Raw genomic sequence first — 23,351 nt, 5'->3', positions numbered from 1 at the left:
TCGACTTACTAAACTCTCAGGGCCACCTGACGACAGCACTCATGTCAGGTGGCCCTGCGACTCTCGTTATTTCTTGCGAAAACCGGTTTCTAGCCGGTAAATAAAGGCTGCCATCGCCTCACGCGATAACGCATCCTTCGGCCGATACGATCCGTCACGGTACCCAGTCGATAACCCCGACTTCTTCATCCACTCAATCTCCGTGCGAAACTTCTGTCTCACAGACACATCCGTGAACGAGTCCTTCTTCGGCGCATCGAAGCTCTTTGAAGCCTTCGCCTCCAACCGGTAGATAAACGCTGCCATCGCCTCACGAGAAAGGGAATCGTGGGCACGGAACGTCGGCTTCCCGCTCACTTCCCGATACCCGGTCGATAATTTCGCCTCGTACATCCACGAGATTTCCTTGTAGTAGGAATCACCAGGCTTCACGTCAGCGAATGGAGACACATTCGGTGCTTTGTAACCCTTCGGTGCCTCCATACGGAAGATAAATGCCGCCATGGCCTGACGTTCAAGACTATCGGCTGGCTTGTACAGGGGCTTGCCCGCGGGTTGCCGCCAGCCGGTGGAGTACTTCTTGCACTCCATCCAATCAATCTCCCTATAGAACTTATGGCTCAGCGGAGCGTCTGCAAAAACACTATCTTTCCGCGGTAGTTTGCAACTCTCATTTGTGGGCGGTATACCTGGTTTTCCAGGGTCCGGATTCTCTGAGCCAGGGTCGACGGGGACCTTGTTATAAATGAATCCCCCAGAAATGAGCACAGGATCTACTGGCTCACCGTTAGGCCTTTCGCCAGTTACAGTTATATCCACCGCACCGGCATCATGCGCTGGAGTTTTTACGGTCACTCTCGCGATGCCTGCAGAGATCTCACTTCTTACGATCGTCCCAGCCTCACCATCAAACAGCACCGAGGTCGGCGTCCATCCCGCAACCAAGGTTGGTGACCACCGATCGGTCGTGGTGCCATCGCCTAACTGACCCGAGTCATTTGCCCCCCAAGCATATGCAATCCCTTCCTCAGTGAGGGCTACAGCGTGCGCAGACAAGGACGCTGACAGGCTCTTAAATTTCACCCCCGCAGGAAGCTCAACTTTGGTCGGCACGAGGCGGTTAACTTGCGTACCGTCACCGAGCTGCCCTTGATCGTTCAGGCCCCAAGAATAGAGTTCCCCTGCCTCAGTAAGGGCGAAGGACTGGTCCCCTCCAGCCGCAATACTCACGAACTTTACGCTTTCCGGCATCATTACTCGGGTAGGTAGAAGACGCCGCTCTAAGGATCCGTCACCCAGTTGTCCGTAAGAGTTACTTCCCCAACCGTACACATCACCATCATCCGACAACGCGAGGGAATGCGATCCGCCTCCCGCAGCAATGCTCGCAAACTTTATTCCTTCTGGCATCAGCACAGCACTCGGAGACAAACGATCAATCTGATCCCCCGTCCCCAACGCGCCACGATTAAGCCCCCAAGCATATGCGTTACCCTCGCTCGTAAGGCCGAGCGAGTGATTGTTACCTGCAGCAACACTCACAAAAGTTTTCTCAGCAGGCATACGCAAAGCTTCCAATGAGCGATTGCAGGATATCCCACCGGCACCCCAAGCGTTCGAAGGCTGGTATTCATTTCCCCAGAAGTATCCTTCACCGTCAGAATTCAAGGCGACAACATGCCTCGAACCGGCGTCGATCTGAGCAATTGCCACGCCAGTAGGAGACTCAACAGCGGTGGGTATCCCGTCAACTGGCCAGGACGCGTCGCACCATATTTGGCCCCATTCGTAGGCAGTCCCGTCAGTTGCCAACGCCGTTGACATTGACCCCGCAGAGACCTTCGAATACGTGACGCCCTCGGGCGTTGCAACTATGTCAGGCAAAGTTCGATCATTCCGCGTACCATCGCCCAACTGCCCATGGTTGTTCGCCCCCCAAGAGTATGGCGTGCCGTTCGGCCCCAATGCGAGAGTGTGATCGGTTCCCGCAGAAACACTCAAAAGATGCACTCCAACAGGCACTTGTATCAACACTTCTGTACCGCCCAGAGAACTGCCTCTAGCTGGGCGCACCTGGAGGCCCGAATCGGTGCCCGGCGCAGCAACAGCTGCAGCTCCGCCGCAGACACCAACGACAACTGACAGCACGAGAGCTCCCGTGAATAGTCGGCGTAGCCGTCGACTGGGCACTACATTTATTTGACCTCTCCTCACTTCGTTCTTTCCAGTAACGTCACCAGTCAAAGTCTTCTTATGGAGTCCCATTGAGCGCCGCCTTCACGTTGATGTCTCTCGCTGCTGGTGGTGCGTCCTGTCCAACCAGAGGTGCTCCTGTCTTAGCCAGAAGCGCTGTTAGCTCGTCAACCGTCGGTTCATCGCCGAACTTTTGTCGCAGTACAGCGAACGCACCTGCAACCTGAGGTGCTGCGAATGAAGTACCGCACCAGTATTGGAATCCTTTATCTTTGTAAGCAAGGAGTATGGCGTCTCTGGCCCCGTCTAGAGCGGTACAGGTGCCGTTTTTTGCTTTCCCACCAACTGGCGCATAGAGCACTGTTGAGGGGTGAAAGTTGCTATAGGTCGCTCTTTGGTGAGGCACAATCGTCGTTGTTGCGCCAACTGTGATGATGTTCTCGCCGCAGTCCAGATGGCGTAATACGGGCAGTCCCTCGTTCCCTGAGGACATAACCACTGCAACGCCTTTCTTTTTTAAACGTCCCGCAACTTCATTGATACGTTTTCCTAGAGAGGAGTTTCCGCAAGTCTCCTGAGAGAACGTTCCTGAACCACTAATCGCCATGGTGATCGCGACCACTTTTCCTCCGAGGCGATGCTCATTAAGCCTGGTCCCTCCTCCGGCACCGAGCATGCGGTCAACCCATTCAAGAGCATTTATCAAAGATGGCACCGACCACCCCCAACGTTCGGGCCCCATTCCTCCGCCCACTTTGATGCCGAAGACCTGTGCTCCGGGCGCAGCTCCCACCGATGACACGACGGCCTCATCCATAATGCCGAGATCCTTATGCGACCCTTCTGAGCGGGTTGCGGCCTGTCCGATGATTGCGCCGGCGGTTCCTGCACCGTGGCTAGCGTGACAGGGCTCAGAACCGCCACCTTCTAGCGGCAATAAACAATCGAGGCTCGGGGCGGCGCTTCCTGGTTGCACACTAATGTGTGCCGATTCGTACAAGTATGGGAGGTCGAATTGGCTGCCGGTCTGGCACAAGTTCTTCAGATTCGCCCAATGGTTTGGGTCACTGCCGTCTGTGGGGTCAATCGTTCCGAAACACGCATCGCCTGCAAACTTTGAGTTTCCTGCTCTGTCAAAGAACACTGGGTTCCCTGTCATGAACGCGCCATCAATATCAATCACGACCTGCCCGGAGCCATCCCACTTTTTCCCATCGCGGTCGATGTAGCCGCCATCTACTTCGCCTCCCAATAGCACTGAAACGTTAGATTTGTTCCAAATTGTGGGTTCGATAGCACTTCGGAAACCAGCATTTGCCTCCCGGAACGGGACACCTTGCTCATTGAGACCTTGAACTTCGTTAAACTCGGTCGAGCCCTCGTCTTGTTCCACGCCTAGTGCCACAGCAGGCTGCACCAGAATCGCTATCGCGCACACCGCGACGACGATTTTTGCCAGAAGATTCCATTCGAGCCTTAGGGCTGAAACCTTGGCTTTTTCCTTACTGCTCAACATATGTCGACTCCTTCGGGGTACCCTGCAGCGCGGCTTGAATGTTAATATTCCGTGCGGTCTTCGAGAGCCCTGCGGGGCCCGTCATTGGCGAACCGGTCTTGGCAAGCAGTCCTGAAATCTCATCAACCGTTGGCTCGTAGCCAAATTTTTCTCGCAACACGGCAAATGCCCCCGCGACCTGCGCCGCAGAAAACGAAGTCCCCATAAAATATGCAGTTCCGCCGTCTTCCCAGGGCAAAAGCACTCCGTCGCGCGCAAGATAGTCCCCCTCCCCAACAGGTGCATACAACACGGTTGAAGGATGGAAATTGCTATAGCTTGCAAGCTCATGAGGGGTGAGTGTTTTTGATGCCCCCACAGTGATCACATTCTCGCCACAATTCAAGGTCCCCAAGCTCTTTTCAGCATCGACCCCTGCAGACATAATGACCGCCACGCCTTTGGCCTTCAGTCGTCCTGCAACCTCATCGATTTCTGCCCCGAAATAGGTGTCACATGAAGCATCCTCTGGAATAGAAGCTCCCGATATGCCTATTGTCACTGCAGCAATCTTTCCGCCCAGTTGATCCTCATCCAGCATCGTCCCGATCCCCGATTCCAGGAGGTAGTCAACCCAACGCAACGCATTTATCACCGAGGGAATAGACCACCCGTACCCTTCACCGGTCTTACCCCCTCCCACTTTGATGGCAAACAGGCGGGCCCCCGGCGCCGCCCCGGCAGTTGAAACCCTGACATATGATCCAGAAGAACCACCAAGGTCCTGTTCCCATCGCATACCCGGTGCTCCCACGATCGCCCCCGCGGTAGCTGTGCCATGAAAGCTATGGCAGAAACTGCCTCCACTAGTTACACATTCACGGCTCAGAGCGGCGCTATCAGTTCCTTCTCGTAGCCATGCCGGTTTCCGAAACAGGTAGGAAAAGTCAGAGGATAGCCGTCCAGCGCTCGCGCACAGATTGGCCCAGTCAGTCGGCAACCCCGTCGTGGTACCCAAGCATGCTTCTGCAATGATTTTCTGATTACCTTCGCTATCAAGAAGAAGTTCGTTTTCAGACAGGAACGCTGCGTCAATGTCAATCACGATCTGGCCGGACCCGTCAAACACGGCATCACCTACCTGATAACCACCCTCGACTCGACCACCCAGGTTCACGGAGACATTCGAGTTATTCCAGTCTCGGTCCTGCACCGGACCACGAGGCAAAGGTACCGAATTCCCTGGCCCCTCAGCCCTCTCTTCAAGCATCGGGTATAGCTCAATGGCATCTTGCGCCACGTCGTCTCCTAGAGCCACACCAGGCTGAATCAGCATCGCCACTACACAGACCGAAAACACCAAGAAATTTACGCGTGACCGCCTCATGGTGCTCAGCTTATTCTCTGGAAAAATGGAGGTTTCGCAAAACAACGAACTGTGAGTAGAGCACTGGGCTATCTTGAGTGGAACACCTTGATAAATTAGGTAAAAGCCCCGATTACTCATAAGGCAACCCCAGAAAACACGAAAGCCCCACCCGAAGGTGAGGCTTTCGATCCGGTGACCCCAGCGGGATTCGAACCCGCGTTACCGCCGTGAGAGGGCAGCGTACTAGGCCGCTATACGATGGGGCCGGATGTTTTTGTGGCGTAGAAGATTTCTCCCCTGGCCGCCGCAGCAACTCATCTATCTTGGCACATCATCCAGGATCTCGCAAAGTCAGCCTGTTCGCGCGGCGAGTCTTCCCGAAATCATGCGGAACTTAGCCACTCAAGCGGCCCCGAGCCCAGAGCAGAATCGCAGCGATCACAACGACCGAAATGGCCGCCGCCCAGATCATCATGATGCTGCTCGCCAAGCCTGCAGCCCAGAGCAATCCGAGCAGCGCGCCAATCAGCACTGCTAGCACGGGACCGTCAATCATCCACAGCGCAACGTTGATGCCCGAAGCGTCCCCCATCGGTGTCGGAATCGGCGCGAGCAATCGCAGCGGAATCGAGCCCTTCAGTGCAGCGAGCGTCCTCAGCGCGAGCGCACAGCACACAAGCACAACGCTCGAGCAGGCAACTCCGAGCGTCACCGCACCCGTAAGAATCCCCGACGACGCACACACGACAGCTCCCAGAACGACAATAAGACCCGCGAGCGCGAAAGGAGCCACCAGATGCCGAGCGAGAAGCCCCTGCGGCGACACCGGCAGCAACGGCGACGAACCGACCCCCTCCGCGGCAGCGGCGAGGCCCCTGCACCACGGTTGCAGTGCAACAGAAGTGATGAGTAGTGCGAGCCCACCGAGCAACCCCGCTCGCACCGGGTCAGCTTCCGCGAGAAACCCGCGGTTGATCCCGAGCGCACTCAGCCACAGGCCCAGCGCCAGCACCACCCCGACCAGACCAAGCAGGCTGCGGGCGGGTGTGCGCAGCATCCCGAGCAGATCGCGGCGCAGGATCGCGAGCGTCAGTCCGCGAGATACCCGAAGGTGCCACCGTCGCCCGACACGAACGGGAGCCCCTAAGCGGTCGAGAGCAGCTTTGGGATCGCCCGTGCCCGCAGACACAAGAATCACGTCCCAGCGGGCCGCCTGCTCACGAAGCGCTTCCCACCGCATGAGCGCCGCGATCCGCGGTGCAATGCCCATCAGCAGCAGCGCACACAGCAGCACTGCACCTGAGGCAAACAGGGATCCAGCGCCCCCAGCTGAAGCGCTCGCCTCAGAAAGCACGGTCGAGGCAGCCAGCGACCAGGGATCGAGGCGGAATCCCCCGAGCAGTTGGGCAGCGGCCAACAGCAAGAGCGCCGCCGCAAGAAGCCATCGGATCCCGCGCCCGAGCTGGCCCACGAGCATGCCAAGGGCTGCCAGCGTTCCAATGGCGGCTCCCATCAGCAGCGATGCAACCGCCAGCTCACCAGTCATGTCGTCGCGAATTGCACGCGCCACAACAATCAACCCACTGATCAGCATTCCCACCACGGCGCCAACGATCAAGCCCCGAGTGACCGGTCGCGCGAACAGCCTGGCTCTCGGAATAGCGGTCGTAAACAGAAGATCGAGCGGTGCGAGCGGAGCGTACGCTGGCCCACCCTGCGCACCCGCAAGAACGAGCAGCGCCGTAACAGCGGCTGTGCAGGCAGCGACCACGGCCGGGTCTCCGCCAGCGTAGGTTTCAGCAAACCCGAGCACACCAATTCGCGCCACGGGCGCCACAACCACGATCACAACCATCACGGCCATGTACAGCCGATACGAGACCTCACCCGCGTTTGCGCGGCTCTGACGACCCCGCAGCACTCGGCGCACCTCACGAAGTTGCGGCCGATCCGCTCGCGCGCTAGCCACCAATAGCCAGCTCCGCTTGAGCAACCCGCTCCGCCAGCGTCTGATCGTGTGTGGCGAACGCGACCGCGACGCCCCGATCTCGCGCCTCGAGGATCGCCGCGGCGACCAATTTTCGCCGGTCAGGATCGAGCCGCTGCTCGGGCTCATCAAGAAGCAGCACCGAGCACGGGCGCGCAAACGTTACCGCGAGAGAAACCAACTGCCGCTGACCGCTTGAAAGCTCGTGGGGAAAACGTTCGTGCAGTTCTTCGATGCCAAATCGGCTGAGTGCCTGCTCGGGATCGCCCTCGCCCCAGGCAGCAGAAATGAGCGCAAGCTGATCCCGCAGCGTGAGATCTGGGTACAGAGTCGGCGGTTCGATCAGCGCGGCGAGCGCGGCGCGCTGATCTGCGCGCCGCTCGTCGAGCGGAGCGCCCGCGAGCGTTACCGACCCGGCGGTGGCACGCTGCCTGCCCGCGAGTACCCTGAGCAGCGTCGTTTTGCCGGCGCCATTGGCACCGCGCAGAGCAACGCACGCTCCGGGTTCAAGCGAGAGCGAGGTCGGCGACAGGAGCGAGAACCCGTCGATTGATACGGCAACCTGATCCGCAACAAGTACGGCGCTGTCGTCTACCAATCGTTCCTCCTGGTCGTGAGATCACTCTAGTTCATTTGACTCCGCCGACTTCCGGCGACGTTTCGCCGCCACGATCCAGAATGCCGATCCCGCCACCACAAACAGCAGCGTCAGCGCGATGGGAAGACCCAGGTCGCCTCCGGTGTTCGTCAGCGGCCGGTACTTCGCGTCGACAATAAAGGTCGCCTGAACGCTGCCGCTCGTCTCACCGGTGAGGGTAATTGTGTGCTTGCCAACCTCAAAGTCGTTGGGTATCCAGACCTCAAACTCAACGTTGCCGCCGGCATCAGCGACCGCCGTGCCCAGGCTCATCGGCTCAGACTCGAGCAGGCCAGTCACCTTCTCCCCGGGCACAAACCTGTGTCCGTAGGCAAACTGGGTGTCGCCCTGCCGCAGGCGTTCACTCTGCAGCTCCATCCAGATCTGGTTCGCGGCCTGCGGCGTGAACTCAATCTCTGCGGTTACATTGGCCAGTGCTCCACGAATTGAAACGGAGACCGTCGCGATTCCCGCCTTGGTCGAAGAAACCGTGGCTGTGTATACGCCGCCACCTTCATGACGCGGGGCAGTGACGGTACCGAGAGTTGAGGTGAGGGTCACTGGCACATCAACGTCTGCGGGGTTTCCAAACTCGTCGAAGAGCTTCACCGTGACGGTGCTCGTATCGCGCCCATTCGCCACGGCCCGCGGAGTCGCGGTGATGACCGTTTTTGTGAGATCAGGTGCCGCCGCCACAAAGCGGGCGACGTTGTTGCCACGAGCCGAGACGGTTTCGTCGTTGAACGTGACCGAGATCGGTTTACCACCCGCGAGCGTGGATGACACCTGGGCCGTATAGGTTCCCGGGGTGGAGCTCTCAGCGAATGCGCCTATCGCACCAGCGCCCAGCGAGGCGCTGGTGGTCGCCGCGAGGGCTCCACTGTCGGCACCCGGCACGGGGTTACCAAAGCTGTCGGCGAGCGTCACGGATACGGTGTGGCGCCCGCTTCCGACGGTTTTGTCACCCTGACTGACAGTAAAGCGCGTCTGCGCATTGCCGAGGTCAATGTCGGCCGGGATGAAGCTTGCGACAACGTTTCCGCTGGGGTTGAGTGTCAAAGCGCCGAAGCTCACAGATACCGTCTTTTTGCCCGAGACCGAAGACGTGAGCGTCGCGGTGTATGTTCCGGGCGTCGAGGTCTCAACGAAGCTTGAGATCGATCCTGAGCCAAGTGCGGCCGAGCTGCTGGCCGAGATGCCCGCGGCCTGCCCCGATACGGGGTTGCCCTGGGAATCCGCGAGCTGCACCGTGACGGTGTGCTGGCCTGATCCCACCACCTGGTCGCCCGAGGTGACGGTAAACAGCGTGTTTTCGTGCCCCGGGTCGACACCTCCAGCAACAAAGCGGGCTACGTCGTTGCCGTCGAGCGTGACCGGATCGCCTCCCAGCGTGACCGTCACCGTTTTATTGCCGATCACGGTTGAGGTGATGGTGGCCTCGTAGGTGCCTGCGGTTGCCGTCTCCGCGAAGCCGGAGATGCTTCCACCACCAATGTTGTCGCTCGTATCAGCGGCAAGGGATCCTGCCTGTCCACCAACGGGGTTACCAAACTGGTCGGCGAGCTGCACCGTAATACGGTGCGAGCCGCCGCTCGTTGAGGCGTCACCACCAGACACGGAGAAGTTGCTTGCCGCGTTTCCAAGGTCAACGTCGGCCGCGACAAAGACTGCCGCGCTGTTGCCGGCGGCGTTCAGCTGCGAGGCGCCGTAGAGCACCACGAAGGTTTTTGCACCGCTGACCGTTGAGGTAACCGTTGCACTGTAGGTTCCAGGAACACCGGTTTCGGTGAAACCGGTGACCGATCCTGAGCCAAGGCTCTCGTTCGACGTACCTGAGAGCGCAGCGGCCTCGCCCGACACCGGGTTTCCGAAGCCATCAGCGAGTGACACCAGGATCGTGTGCGATCCCGTGCCCGCAACCTGGTCTCCGGTTGAGACCGTGTACGAGGTGGCCGGGTTGCCCGGATCGACCGTGGTCGCCACAAAGTTGGCGGTTCCGTTACCGCTCAGCGTGACACTGTTTGCGCCGTAGGTCACCGCAATATCTTTGCCACCGGCCTTTGTTGAGGTGACGGTTGCCGAGTATGTGCCAATTGTTCCGGTCTCAGTGAACGCCGTGATCGATCCCGAACCAAGGTCTGAGACCGAAGTGGCGTTCAGGCCAGCGGCCTGCGATCCCACCGGGTTACCCGAACTGTCAGCAAGCGTGACCGTAATCGTGTGCTGTCCCGTGCCAACAAGCTGGTCGCCGGTGCTCACTGAGAATGTGGTGCCGGGGTTGCCGGTATCGACTCCCCCGGGAACGAACCTGGCAACACCGTTGCCGCTCAGCGAGAGGGATGCCGAGTCGAACAGCGCGGCCATGTTCTTGTTGCCCGAGAGCGTGGACGTGACCGTGGCCTGGTAGGTTCCCGGGGTCGCCTGCTCGGTGACGCCTGAGACTGACCCGGCGCCCAGATTCGCGGCGGTCACCACGGAGAGCCGCGAGGACATACCCGGTACGGGGTTGCCGAACGCATCGGCGAGCGTGATGGTGATGGTGTGCGAGCCACCGTCAACTGATGCGTCACCCGACGACACCGTGTACGAGGTCGCGGCGTTGCCAACGTCCACTCCGCCGGCGACAAACACGGCGTCGCCGTTTCCGCTCAGCGTGACGGGCAGGCTGTTAAAGCTCGCGGTGACGGGTTTGCTGCCCGAGAGCGTGGAGGTGACCGGAGCCAGGTACACACCCGTCGTTCCCGTTTCAACAAAGTCGCCGATGCTACCCGAGCCGAGGCTGCCCGTTGTCGCTGCGCTCAGGAGCGCGCTCTGCCCTGACACCCGGTTGCCGAAGGCGTCGGCAAGTGTCACGGTGACGGTGTGCTGGCCGGTGCCGACCTGCTGGTTGCCCGTTGTCACACTGTATGCCGTGCCAGCGTTGTCAGGATCGACCGCGGCTGCCACAAACAGCGCGACCGTGTTGCCCTGCGCCGTGATTGCAGACGCACCATAGTTCACCGTGATCGATTTACTACCGCTCACCGTGGAGGTGACCGTTGCCTCGTACAGCCCCGGCGTGCCGGTTTCAGTGAAGGTTGAAATCGTGCCGGTTCCGAGATTGTCGGACGTGCTCGCAGTGAGTCCCGCTGCCTCCCCCGAGACGGGGTTACCCGCGGAGTCGTTGAGTGTCACGCTCACCGTGTGCGATCCGGTACCAACGGTCTGCGGACCCGTTGAGACCCCGAAGACCGTGCCCGGGTTGCCCGTGTCTGGGCCGCCCGCGATGAACTGCGCCGTGCCGTTCCCGGCCAGCGTGACGGCGTCGCCACTCAAACTCACCGTGATCGGTTTACCGCCGGCATTCGTTGAGGTGACGGTTGCCTCATAGGTTCCGGGTGTTGTGAGCGACTCGGTGACAGCGGTAATGGATCCCGAGCCCAAGTTCGCAGCGGTTGAGGCGACAAGGTCGGCTGCCTTGCCCGGCACCGGGTTCGCGAAGGAATCCACGAGCCTGATGGTGACGAGGTGTGAGCCGCCATCGACAGAGGCGTTGCCGCCGCTCACGGAGTACTGGCTGCCGGGGTTTGCAAGATCTACATCACCCGCAACAAACGATGCGGAGCCGTTTCCGGTCAGCGTGATGGGCGTCGAGTTGTAGGTTACGGTGATCGGCTTACTACCGGACACCGTCGAGGTAACGGTTGCCTCGTAGATACCCGCCGTCGCCGTTTCGACGAACCCGGTGAGCACACCGGCGCCAAGGTCACCGGAGGTTGCCGCCTCGAGCTGCGTGGCTTGCCCCGGAACCGGGTTGCCGAGTGCATCGGCAAGCGCCACGGCAACCGTGTGAGAGCCGGTTGCAACGGTCTCGTTGCCTGTCGACACCCCGTAGTAGCTCGCCGGGTTGGCAGGATCCACTCCCCCGGCGGCGAAGAGGGCATTGGTGTTGCCCGACGCCTGAACCGGGTCTCCGTCAAAGCTGACGTCGATCGGTTTGCTGCCCGAGACACTCGAGCTCACGGCTGCCGTGTAAGTGCCCGGTGTCGCAGTGGGAGTGAAGGCAGAGAAGGATCCCGTGCCAATCACCGCCGACGTTGTTGCGTTCAGGAGGGCCTGCTGGGCGGGCACCCCGTTGCCAAACTCGTCGAGCAGAGTCACGGTGATGGTGTGAGCACCGGTACCAACCTGCTGAGCCCCGGTGCTGACCGAGTAGACAGTGCTTGAGTTGCCGAGGTCAACGGCTCCGGCGACGAAACTCGCCACACCGTTTCCGCTGAGCGTCACTTCGTTTGCTCCGAGCGCAACGGTGAGGGTTTTGTTTCCTGAGACGGTGGAGGTCAGGGTGGCCTCGTACACGCCGTCCGAGGTCTCGACAAAGGACGAGATCGATCCCGCACCGAGGCTCTGTGCGCTGTCTGCCACGAGGTTGTCCGCCTGGCCCGTCACAGGGTTGCCGAACGCGTCACGGAGCGTGGCGGTGACGCTGTGCTGGCCGGTGCCCACCGGTTGATCTCCCGTGGAGACGGTGTAGTTGGTGGCACCGTTACTCAGGTCAACCTCACCCGCCACAAACACGGCGCTGGTGTTGCCGCTCGCGATGACGCCTGAGCCACCGTAGGTGACCGTAATGGGTTTCGAGCCCGACACCGTCGAGGTGATCGTGGCCTGGTAGGTGCCCGCCGTCGCGGTTTCACTGAAAGCGGTGATCTCACCCGCTCCGAGGTCTGCGGCGGTGCTGGCCGAGAGCCCCACGGCTTGGCCGGAAACAGGATTGCCTTCCGCGTCAGAGAGGGTAGCGGTGACGGTGTGCTCACCCGTGCTCACCGTTTGGTTGCCCGACGAAACGCTGTACCGAGTGCCATCGTTCCCAACGTCGACCCCACCCGCGACAAAGGATGCTGCGGTGTTGCCCGATGCCGATACCGCATCGCCGCCCAGCGAGACGGTGATCTCTTTGGTCCCGGCGAGGCTCGAGGTTATGGTCGCCCGGTAGGTGCCGGGGGTTGCCGTTTCGATGAAGCCCGTGATGGTGCCCGACCCGAGATCGGCAACGGTACTGGCCAACAGGTCGACACTCTGCCCTGTGACCGGGTTGTTGAACTCGTCGGCGAGAGTAACCGTAACGGTGTGCGAACCACCGTCAACCGAGACGTCACCGGTGGTGACCACATAATTGGTCGCGCTGTTTTCTAGGTCGACACCACCCGAAACAAACACCGCCGCACCGTTGCCGTTGAGAGACACGCTGTTCGCCCCGACCGACACGGTGATGGCCTTCGAACCGGAAACGGTGGAGGTCACCGTGGCCTCGTAGGTTCCGGCGGTTGCGGTCTCAGCGAATGCCGAGAACTCCCCCGTGCCGAGCGCGTCAGCGGTCGCTGGCACAATGGCGGCCTGCTGCCCCGAAACCGGGTTACCAAACTCGTCGGCGAGCATCACGGTCACCGTGTGTTCGCCCGTACCGACGGGCTTGGTGCCGGTTGACACGGTGTAGTTCGTGCTGGCGTTCGTGAAGTCGATTGCCCCCGGCACGAAGAGCGCCGTGTCATTGCCCGCGAGAGTGATCGGGTTGGCGCCGTAGAGCACGGTGATCGCCTTTGGCCCAGACACCGTCGAGGTGACCGAGGCCGTGTAGGTACCGGCGACACCCGTTTCCGTGAAGCTCGAAATGCTGCCATCACCGAGATCATCAGCGGTGCTGGCGTTGATCCCTGCAGCCTGCGCAGAAACCGGGTTGCCCTGAGCATCCGCCAGTGTCACGGTGATCGTATGGGTACCGGTTCCCACCGCCTGTTGCCCACCAGAAACCGAATACGTGGTGCCCGCGTTACCGGTGTCCACACCACCGGCAATGAAACGGGCGATGTAATTGCCCGACGCCAGGATCGAGTCTGCACCGAGAGTAACCGCGATGGTTTTGCTGCCAGCGACAGTGGACGTTATGGACGCGGTGTAGGTGCCGGGCACTGCGGTCTCAGTAAACGTCGTGATGCCGCCGCCGCCGAGGGCATCGGCCGTGGTGGCGAGCAACCCTGCTGCTTCGCCGGAGACCGCGTTTCCAAACTCATCGGCCAGCACAACCGTGACGTTGTGGCTTCCCCCGTCAACGGACACGTCACCGCTGCTGACGGTGAACCTGGTTGCCGAGTTGGTGAGATCCACTCCGCCCGCTACGAATGCGGCTGAGTCGTTGCCATCGACCAAAATCTGGTTCGCACCGAAGGCCACAGTGATGGCCTTCACACCAGCAACGGTCGAGGTGATGGTGGCCGTGTAGGTGCCAGCGGTCGCGGTTTCGGTGAACGCCGAGATTTCACCGCTGCCGAGGCCGGCCGAACTGCTCGCAGATAGCCCGCCCGCTTGGTCGGGCACCGGGTTACCCTCGGAATCGGCGAGCCTGACGGTCACGGTGTGTTCCCCGCTGCCGACCGGCTCGTCTCCCACGGACACCGAGTAACGCGTGCCGTCGTTCGAGGTGTCAACACCACCCGCGATAAACACCGCTTCCGTGTTTCCGGTTGCGGTCACGGCCTGGCCCGAGTAGGTGACGGCAACTGTCTTGGACCCGGCGATGCTTGAAGTGACTGAGGCGGTGTAAACGCCGGTTGTACCCGTCTCGACAAAATCACTGATCGATCCGCTGCCCAGGTTCTGCGGGGTCGTAGCGCTCAGGTCTGCGGCGAGACCAGTGACCGGGTTACCAAATTCGTCCTGGAGCGTCACAGTCACCGAGTGCGAGCCGCCCTCGATCGAGGCGTCTCCCGTTGAAACGACAAAACCGCTTCCGCTCGCCTCGAGGTCGACGCCCGCAGCCGCAAAGAGGGCCAGACTGTTGCCAGAGGGAACAACAGGTGAACCGTCAAACTCAACGGTGACGGGCTTCGTGCCGCTCAGCGTCGAGGTCACGGTCGCGGTGTAGGTTCCCGCTGTACCGGTTTCAACGAAGCCGGTCAGCGTGCCGCCGCCGAGGCTCGCGGTCGTCGCGGGAAGCAGCAGCGAACTCTGGCCACCCACGGGGTTACCAAACGCATCCGCGAGTGTCACCGTGACGGTGTGTGAGCCAGTGCCCACGGTTTGCGCACCGCTCGTTACGGAGTAGGCGGTGCCCGGGTTGCCGAGGCTCACCCCACCCGCCACAAACGAGGCTGCGGCGTTTCCGTCGGCGGTCAACGCGGTGCCACCAAAGGTAACGTCGATGGCCTTAGCGCCCGAGATGGTGGAGGTAACGGTTGCCGTGTAGGTTCCAGCCGTTGCGGTTTCGGTAAACGGCGAGATGGATCCCGAGCCAAGGTCGTCAGCTGTCAAAGCCTCAAGCCCTCCGGCCTGGCCGGTCACGGGGTTGCCGTCGGCGTCGGCAAGGGTAACGGTCACCGTGTGTTGACCGGTACTCACGACCTCGTCGCCGGTCGAGACCGAGTAGCGGGTTGCCGAGTTGTCAGGATCAACACCACCCGCGACGAAGCTGGCGATCGTGTTGCCGTCGGCGCTTACGGCGTCACTGCCCAGCACAACGGCGATGGTCTTGTCGCCCGCCACACTCGATGTAATCGTGGCGGTGTAGGTTCCGGCGACGGTGCCAGACTCCGAGAAGGCGGTGATTTGACCCGAGCCAATCCCGTCCGTGGTGGAGGCTGCGAGCCCCGCTGCCTGCCCAGGCACGGGGTTTCCGAAGGCGTCGGCCAGCGTCACGGTGACCGTGTGCGATCCCCCTGCCACGGATACTTGGCCGCCGGTCACGGAGTAGCCCGATCCAGCATTTGCGAGGTCAACCCCGGCGGCAGTAAACGTCGCCACCGCGTTGCCACCGGCCTGGATCGCGGTGCTGTTGAAGCTGGCGGTCACGGTCTTTGCACCGGCGAGTGTCGATGTGACCGGGGCCGTGTAGGTGCCCGGAGTGCCACTCTCGGTGAACGCGCCGACTGCGCCGCTGCCGAGCCCATCGGCGGTGGCCGCCTGCAACGCTGCGGCCTGACCCTGCACGGGGTTACCAAACGTGTCCGCAAGCAGCACCGTCACGGTGTGCTCACCGGTTCCCACAGTTTGTGAACCGCTCGTCACGGAGAAGCTTGTGCCGGAGTTTGCGGGATCGACGGCACCAGCGGCAAACAGGGCGACGCCGTTACCGCGCGAAGTGAGCCCGGCTCCTCCCTGCGTGACCGAAATAGTTTTACCACCCGACAGCGTCGAGGTGACCGTCGCGGTGTAGGTTCCGGGGTTGAGGTCTCGGTGAAGTCAGACACGGAGCCTGCGCCCAAGCCGTCCGCGGTTGAGGCGACCAGGGATCCTGCCTGGCCCGAGACGGGGTTACCATGGGCATCCGCGAGCGTGACGGTCACAGTGTGTGTTCCGGTGCTGACGGGCTGCTGCCCGGTCGTGACCACAAAACCGGTGGCGTCGTTGCCCGGATCGACCGCGCCGGCAACGAACGACGCGACGCCGTTCCCGTCAAGGGTGACGGCTTGTGATCCTGCCTCTACCGCAATGTTCTTGTCGCCAGCGACGGAAGAGGTCACGGTGGCCGTGTAGGTTCCGGGGGTCGAGGTCTCAGTGACCTGCGAAATCTCGCCGGTACCGAGATCATCGGTTGTGGTCGGCACAACCTGGGCGGCAAACCCTGGAACAGGGTTGCCGAACTCATCGACGAGGGTGATCGTGACGGTGTGCTGGCCTGTGACAACCGTCTGCGTTCCCGTCGAAACGGCATACGAGGTTGCGCTATTTGTCAGGTCAGGCGATCCCGCGACAAACTCAGCGGCGCCATTGCCCTCAAGGGTGACGGCAGCGCCGTCCACCATGACGGTAATCGCTTTGCTGCCCGCTACCGTCGACGTAACCGGAGCCGTGTAGGTTCCGGGTGTCGAGGTCTCAGTGAATACGCCAATCTCTCCATCGCCAAGATCATCGTTTGTCGAGGCGACAAGAACGTCGTCCTGCCCAGACACCGGATTATCAAGGTCATCAACGAGCGTCACCGTGACCGTGTGCTCGCCCGTTCCGACGGTCTGCGTTCCCGTCGATACGGAGTAACGAGTCGCGTCGTTGCTCGTGTCTACAGCTCCAGCAACAAACGTGGCCTGGTCGTTGCCGAGCGCCACGAGAGGTGAACCGAGGAGCGTCGCAGAGATCTGTTTCGCGCCAGAAACACTCGAGGTGATCGTTGCAGAATATCTGCCTGGCGTTGCGGTTTGAACGAACCCGCTCACGAAGCCCGTGCCAAGGCTCTCGGTGCTTGCAGCCTCGAGGCCAGCAGCCTGGCCATCAATCGGGTTGCCAAACTCGTCGGCCAGCGTCACGGTTACGGTGTGTGAGCCACCGTCAACCGACGCGTTTCCGGTACTCACCGAGAAACCAGTTCCGGGGTTTGTCAGGTCGACGCCTCCCGCGGCAAACGAGGCGACGTTATTCGACTCGGTTGTTATCGCGGAACCGCCGAATGTTGCCGTAATGGTCTTTCCACCCGAGACCGAAGAGGTCACCTGGGCGAGGTAGGTTCCCGGGGTTCCCGACTCCACAAAGGCGGAAATGCTGCCCGTGCCAAGGTCACCCGTGGTGTTTGCATTCAACCCGGCGGCCTGGCCCGGAACCGGGTTGCCGTCCGCATCGGCCAGGGTCACCGTTACGGTGTGCATTCCCGTACCAACGGGCTGACTTCCCGAGGACACCGCATACCGCGTTCCCGCGTTTCCGGTGTCAACGCCACCCGCAATAAAGGCTGCCGTGCCGTTACCCCGCAGGGTGAGGTCGTTGCCGTCCCAGGTCGCGCTAATCGGTTTCACGCCCGCGTTCGACGAGGTGATGGTGGCCGCATACGTTCCAGGAGTTGAGGTCTCGGTAAACGCGGTGATAACACCTGACCCGAGTGGCCCGCCGCTTGTCGCGTTCAGCAGGAAGCCCTGGCCCGTAACGGCGTTGCCGAACTCATCGGCCAGGGTCACGGTAACGGAGTGCGAGCCTCCCGCAACGGAAACCTGTCCCCCTGAGACGCTGTATCCGGTGCCCGCATTGCCGGGGTCCACACTGCCCGCCACAAACAGTGCCGAGCCGTTACCATCAACCAGCAGGTTGCCCGCACCAAACTGAACGGTCACGGCCTTCGCGCCCGACAGCGTTGACGTGATGGTTGCAGTGTACGTTCCCGGTGTTGTGCCGCTCTCGGTAAAGCCGGAGATTGACCCCGAGCCCAATCCAGCCGCGGTACTGCCCGCAAGACCAGACGCCTGACCGGGAACGGGGTTGCCGTCGGCGTCAGCGAGCGTCACGGTGATCGTGTGGGATCCGCTGCCAACAGCTTGGTTGCCGGTGGACACGCTGTAGCGCGTACCGTCGTTATTCGGATCAACACCGCCCGAAATAAATCGGGCAATACCGTTGCCGCTGAGTGTTACGGCGCTGCTATTGAGCGAGACGCTGATGTTCTTGTCACCCGAGGCCGACGAGGTTACCGTTGCCGAGTAAGTTCCCGGGCCGGTCGCAACGAAAGCACTAATCGACCCACTACCCAGGTTGTCTGGGGTGATCGCGTCGAGCAGCGCAGCCTGGGCAGCCACCGGGTTTCCGAATGCATCCGCGAGCGAAACCGTGATCGAGTGTGACCCACCCGACACCGAAACGTCTCCGCTCGAAACCGAGTAGGTGCTGGCTGGGTTACCGAGATCGACCCCACCGGCAGCAAACGTGGCTGTGCCGTTGCCCGTCAGGTTCACCAGCTCGCCGTCGAGGCCGACCAAAAAGTTCTTTGCCCCGGCAACGGTCGAGGTCACCGTGGCCTGGTAGGTGCCCGGCACCGCAGTTTCGGTGACCGCGGACACCTCACCCGCGCCAAGCGGGTCACCTGTCAACACGCTCAGCTGCGAGGCTTTGCCCGCGACCGGGTTGTCGAGACCGTCGACGAGCCTGATGGTGACCGTGTGCTGGCCGGTGCCAACGGGCTGCGAGCCCGGCGACACAAAGTATCCGCTCAGTCCGTTGTCGAGATCAACGGCCGCCGGAACAAACGTGGCGGTATCGTTCCCGTCAAGCAGCACCGTCAGTCTGGCAGCACCAAATACGGTTGTGACGGCCTTGCCACCGGCAATGGTCGAGGTGACCGTCGCCGTGTAGGTACCCGGAGTGCTCGTCTCCGTGAAGCTTGAGATCGATCCCGTTCCCAGATCGTTGAGTGTTGTTGACAGGATGCCGTCTGCCTCGTTCGACACGGGGTTCCCGTTTGCATCAGCGAGTGTCACGGTGACGGTGTGAGATCCTGTGCCAACCGTCTCGTCACCGCTCGATACGTAATACCGCGTACCAATGTTGTCTGTGTCGACTCCCCCGGCGACAAACGACGCGACGTCGTTATCGTCGAGAGTAATGGGGGCACCGTCCAACGTGGCCGCGATCGTCTTGTTGCCCGAAACCGTGGAGGTTATCTTTGCCACGTAGGTGCCAGCCGGTCCGGTTTCTTCAAACGCCGCGATCGAACCGCTGCCGAGGTCGTCGCTGGTGGTTGCGTTCAGGTCAGCAGCTCGCCCGCTCACCGGGTTGCCAAACTCGTCTGCGAGCTTGACCGTGACACCGTGTTCGCCGTCGTCAACAGATACGTCGCCGCCGGACACGTTGAAACGGGAGGAGGAGTTGCCGAGATCGACATCTCCAGCGACAAAGACGGCCGCGCCGTTGCCGCTCAGCGTGACGGCGGCAACACCCAGCCGCACGGCGACTGTCTTACTGCCCGAGATCGTTGAGGTGACCGTCGCGGTGTAGGTTCCGGGGGTCGCCGTTTCTACAAAACCGGACACGGTGCCGGCACCGAGAGAACCCGTAATGACGGAGTTCAACGACGACGATTGGTTGGAGACGGGGTTGCCGTTGGCATCCGCGAGTGTGACCGTAATCGTGTGTTGGCCCGATCCAACCGGCTGATCGCCGCTTGACACGGTGAAGCGACTTCCCGCGTTGCCAAGATCGACCGCACCCGCCGCAAAGTTGGCGTTGACGGTACCGATGGTGAGCGTGCCGTCATAGCTGACAGTGAGCGCTTGGGATCCGGCTTCCGTCGAGCGGACCAGCGCTTGGTACGTGCCGGGCACCGCGGTCTCCGAGAACGTCGTCACCACAACCGCACCGTTGCCGTTGTCTGCGACGCTCGACGACAGCTTGGCGGCGGCTCCGGTCACTGGATTGTTGTTTGCGTCTGCCAGCACGACGGTTACGCGGTGGAACGCTATGCCATCGGCGAGACGATCATTGCTGTCGTCGATATTCACCGAAGACTTGCCGTCCGTAAGAACAGGTGCGCCAGCAACAAACACGGCGTCGGAGTTTCCACCGGCGAGCAGACTGATGGGCCGAACAACGGAGCCATCATCCGTGAGCGAGACCGTTATCGACTTGGTCCCGCTGCTCGTTGAAGTGACGGTCGCGGAGTACTCCCCGGGGGTTGCTGTCGGCGCAAAGGCACCAATAGTGACACCCGCCGACGGCGTTGAGACCGCCGAGAGTGACCCTTCCCAGCCCGTTGCAGGATTACCGGCGCCATCGCGCAGATTCACGGTAATCGTGTGCGTCGAGGAGCCGTCGGCCACCACGTTGCCGCCGCTCACCGTGTAGTTGGTGTCGGGCGACACGATGTTCACGGGCACTCGAACAAAGTTGATGTTCTGCGGAGAACCCGAAATCTGCTCTCCACCGTTCACCGAGGCAGCAACCGAGTAGGTTCCCACCTGGGTCGAGAACAGCTTGAGCTCTGCAATTCCCGAGGCGGCGGTGACGATGGTCGCCGTGACACCGTCGCCTCCAACCACGTCGTCGGGGGTAGACGGGATGCCGTCGGGCCCCACCCACACCGTGTTCGTCGGGATAGTGAACACAACGGGAGCGTTACTGACGAGAGTGCCGTCGCCGTTCTTTACGCTCGCGGTGAGCGTGTTCAGCGCAGCGCCGTTTGCCAACTGGCCATTCTGGGTTACGGCCAGCACAGATGCATCGGCAACGGGCTGATCGTTGTCTGTCACGGTGACCTGAACGGGGCTCAGAAGCAGTCCGTCGAACTCGGGATCGTCCGAGGTGACCTCGAGGTTGAGCGTCGCGCCCCTGGTGCCGTCGACCGTGAGGTTGTCAATCGCCTGAACCGGCACGTCAACGTACAGGTCAATGGTGTCCAGCGTGGGCTGAGTTGTGCTCAGGTTTGGGTGAGTCGGAAGTGCTTTTGCGATACCCGCCGCCGTCTGCGGTGGAACCGGGGTTGGCAGCGTTGCATCTGGAACCAAGTCAGACCACACCTGGTTCAGGAACACTGTCGCGGACGGCGCCTTTTCTACCTGACCGTTCTCGTTGGCGGTGAGGTTTTCTACGCGGAAGCTCTGCGTCGTGCTGCCGGGCTCGGCAACAGAGAGGTCGAGCGGCGTTGGCTGCGTAATTTTCAGCGGAGAGTTGTAGGTCACCGAGTGATCGATATCGGGCCCCTCGATGCCCTGCGACTGAGATACATCACTAAACCCGGCAAAGTTAATCGGCGCGGGGGTTGAGTTCGATTCAGCGACGTTGGCGTTACCTGCGACATCGTTGATGGCTCCCGCGGCAACGGCCGGCACGATCGTGCCGGTTCCGTTGGCCTTAGCAACGAGCGACCAGCTGGTGCTCGATACCTGAGTGAGAGAAACGACCTGTTGACCCGGGGCGGTACCCGAGAACACAATGTCGGATGCGTCAAGGCCGTTAGTACCGAGCGGCTCAGAGGTTTGGATGTCGAACTGAACATTGCGGAACGAGGTCGGATCCTCTTGCGTCGAAGAGAGGGTTCCAGCTTCGTTGAACCAGCCGCCCTGTTTGATCCACGACTGTGGGGCACAGGTGTCTGCGCCCGTAGCCGCAACGGTTCGGGAGTACTGCGACGTTCGCCCGGTAGCGAGTTCGGTGGTCTGCAGGCGAACTACGTTTCCCGCGCCCGCTCCGGTGTAGGGCAGGCTGTAGACAGCTGGAAGCCCAGACTGGATGGTGAGGATCCGGCCCAGGTATTGTTCGAGGCCGACATTGTCACCGCCGCTCGCGGTGGTGCGCCCGAGATACACGTCAACATAGATTCCCTGGGTCGGAATCGCGTTTCCTCCGGTGCCCGGTGGGGCAATCGTGAGGTCGATTTGGCAGGTCTGGGCAGGAGTATCGACGACCCGGGCAACCGTTGGGTACGTCGTTCGGATGAGTCCGTTCGAGTTGTTGTAGATGTTGCCGTTAGTAACGAGCGTGTTTTCGTTGGCGGCTGTGACAGTGCCCGCGACTCCCGTCATCGTGTTGCGGAAGGTCGGCACGGTTGTCGACGCTGGAGTTGTCGCCTGATTGGCGATCTGCATGGTGTTGTTGCCGCCGACAAAGCGGTTATTAAACGTCTGCATGCCGTTGGTATTGCCGTAGCTGCGCACCCAGGCGTAATCAACGCTGCTACCCCGATTTCCCGGGCCAGCATAGACAAAGGTGTTGTCCCTGACGGTAGCGGTCGTCGCTCCGACACCATTAAAAATGATGGGGTTAACGCTCTGATTGACGGTGGCCGTAAACGTATTGCCGCGAATCATGACGTTGTTCCAGGTGCCGCTCACAAATGAGATGACGTTACTGTTACCGCCATCAGCGCCCCAGGCCCGAACAGTGTTGTTGGTGATCAGGATGTTGTTTCCTGAAACAGCCGAGTTCCAGTTCCGCACGAAATAGTTGTAGGCAGGATCGTAGCCACCGCCGTTGACGGGTTGATCCCATCGACTGCGGTCGATCGTAAGACCATCAATCACGAGTGAGGAGTTAGAGGCAGGTGCCAGCAACACCGCATCCCAGTACGCGCGCTCAAACGCAATGTTTTGAATGACCGTGTTTTTTGCGCCCTCGACAATAACAACGCTGCGTTCAATCGCGTAGTTAGACGGAAGAGCCGGAGTCGTCGCCGGGTTAATAATGGCGCCGTTCAGCAGCGAAAAGTTCTCGGCGCTTGCGCCGACGTAGATGCCGGCCTCAGCGCTTGTCAGTTTCGTGAAGTTTCGAAACGTCTGGTCTTTTCCGGTGAAGAGCAGCACGTTGTAACCGGAGTCCGCCGCGATCTTCCAACCGAGTCGATTCTGAAAATCGAGCGTGACATTGTTGTGCTTCACCCAGTACCGGGAGTAATAGTCGGCGTCAATAACTCCACTGATGCCAGCATCGGCGACCATACTGGTCGACATCTCCGGCACCTGCGGGGCCGGGTTGTTGGTGGTGTTCCAGTTGAGATCAATCTCGGCGCTGGCTGCAAAGCTGCCGTCAACGAGGCGGATTTGGGGAGCCGGAGCGATCAGAATGCTCTCACCCGCAGGGCGCGCGTTTGCCTCTTGGATGGCGGCGTAGAGCGTGCATGTCGGGGCGGCTGGTGTGCCCGCCGTGAATCTCGTCGCGCACACACCGTCGCCGGGGTTTGCATCTGCGACGTCGCGAGCATCGTTGACGTAGAACGTCTGGCTGAAGCCGTTGTCGAGCGCCTCCGCCTGTGCTGGTGGCGATTGGTGAATCGCCAGCGTGCCGAGACCCGAGAAGGAGAGCAAGACCGCGGTGAGCGCCGCCACAACGCGACGCCCGCCCCAGAACCGCGCAGGTCTCGCGGTTTCCAGGCCTCTTTTTGCCCTTTTTTTCGCCTCAAAACGCATCGACCGAAGTCCTCCCCAAGATATCCTTAGCTTCCCCAAGCTAA

Annotated in this window: 7 protein-coding genes and 1 tRNA gene; all 8 read right to left on the bottom strand. The window is 61.1% G+C overall.

Annotated features, from left to right (window positions below; all coding sequences use genetic code 11):
* Window positions 1-66: 66 nt before the first annotated feature.
* The 8 genes from G7068_RS15065 to G7068_RS15030 all read right to left on the bottom strand — a co-directional run bounded on the left by G7068_RS15065 (window position 67) and on the right by G7068_RS15030 (window position 23,226).
* Window positions 67-2,265, bottom strand: coding sequence for an RCC1 domain-containing protein (locus G7068_RS15065; protein ID WP_482799930.1), 2,199 nt, complete (start codon window positions 2,263-2,265; stop codon window positions 67-69).
* Window positions 2,252-3,709 (bottom strand): S8/S53 family peptidase, encoded by a 1,458-nt coding sequence (locus tag G7068_RS15060; protein WP_166292711.1) that lies wholly within the window; start codon window positions 3,707-3,709, stop codon window positions 2,252-2,254. The genes G7068_RS15065 and G7068_RS15060 overlap by 14 nt, the downstream gene beginning before the upstream one ends.
* Complete coding sequence (locus G7068_RS15055) at window positions 3,696-4,988, bottom strand: S8/S53 family peptidase (protein WP_166292710.1); 1,293 nt, start codon at window positions 4,986-4,988, stop codon at window positions 3,696-3,698. Before G7068_RS15055 ends, G7068_RS15060 begins: the two co-directional genes overlap by 14 nt.
* A gap of 262 nt (window positions 4,989-5,250) precedes the next feature.
* A tRNA-Glu gene (locus tag G7068_RS15050) sits at window positions 5,251-5,323 on the bottom strand.
* A 128-nt stretch (window positions 5,324-5,451) separates the two neighbouring features.
* Window positions 5,452-7,026 carry a hypothetical protein gene (locus G7068_RS15045; RefSeq protein WP_166292709.1) on the bottom strand — a complete coding sequence of 525 codons (1,575 nt, stop codon included), beginning with the start codon at window positions 7,024-7,026 and terminating at the stop codon, window positions 5,452-5,454.
* The gene (locus G7068_RS15040; protein WP_166292708.1) at window positions 7,019-7,642 is read right to left on the bottom strand and encodes an ABC transporter ATP-binding protein; all 624 of its coding nucleotides are present in this window, start codon (window positions 7,640-7,642) and stop codon (window positions 7,019-7,021) included. Before G7068_RS15040 ends, G7068_RS15045 begins: the two co-directional genes overlap by 8 nt.
* A gap of 21 nt (window positions 7,643-7,663) precedes the next feature.
* Complete coding sequence (locus G7068_RS15035; protein WP_166292707.1) at window positions 7,664-15,721, bottom strand: invasin domain 3-containing protein; 8,058 nt, start codon at window positions 15,719-15,721, stop codon at window positions 7,664-7,666.
* The gene (locus tag G7068_RS15030; RefSeq protein ID WP_166292706.1) at window positions 15,718-23,226 is read right to left on the bottom strand and encodes a beta strand repeat-containing protein; all 7,509 of its coding nucleotides are present in this window, start codon (window positions 23,224-23,226) and stop codon (window positions 15,718-15,720) included. The genes G7068_RS15035 and G7068_RS15030 overlap by 4 nt, the downstream gene beginning before the upstream one ends.
* Window positions 23,227-23,351 lie beyond the last annotated feature (125 nt).

Source organism: Leucobacter viscericola (assembly GCF_011299575.1).
Lineage (GTDB): Bacteria > Actinomycetota > Actinomycetes > Actinomycetales > Microbacteriaceae > Leucobacter > Leucobacter viscericola.
Note: the sequence above shows the minus strand (reverse complement) of the source record. Positions and strands in the feature narration are given on the sequence as shown.

What these genes read in the sequence shown, in the direction of transcription:
- G7068_RS15065 (WP_482799930.1), bottom strand. Translation starts at nt 2,265, where the DNA reads ATGGGACTCCATAAGAAGACTTTGACTGGTGACGTTACTGGAAAGAAC.
- G7068_RS15060 (WP_166292711.1), bottom strand. Translation starts at nt 3,709, where the DNA reads ATGTTGAGCAGTAAGGAAAAAGCCAAGGTTTCAGCCCTAAGGCTCGAA.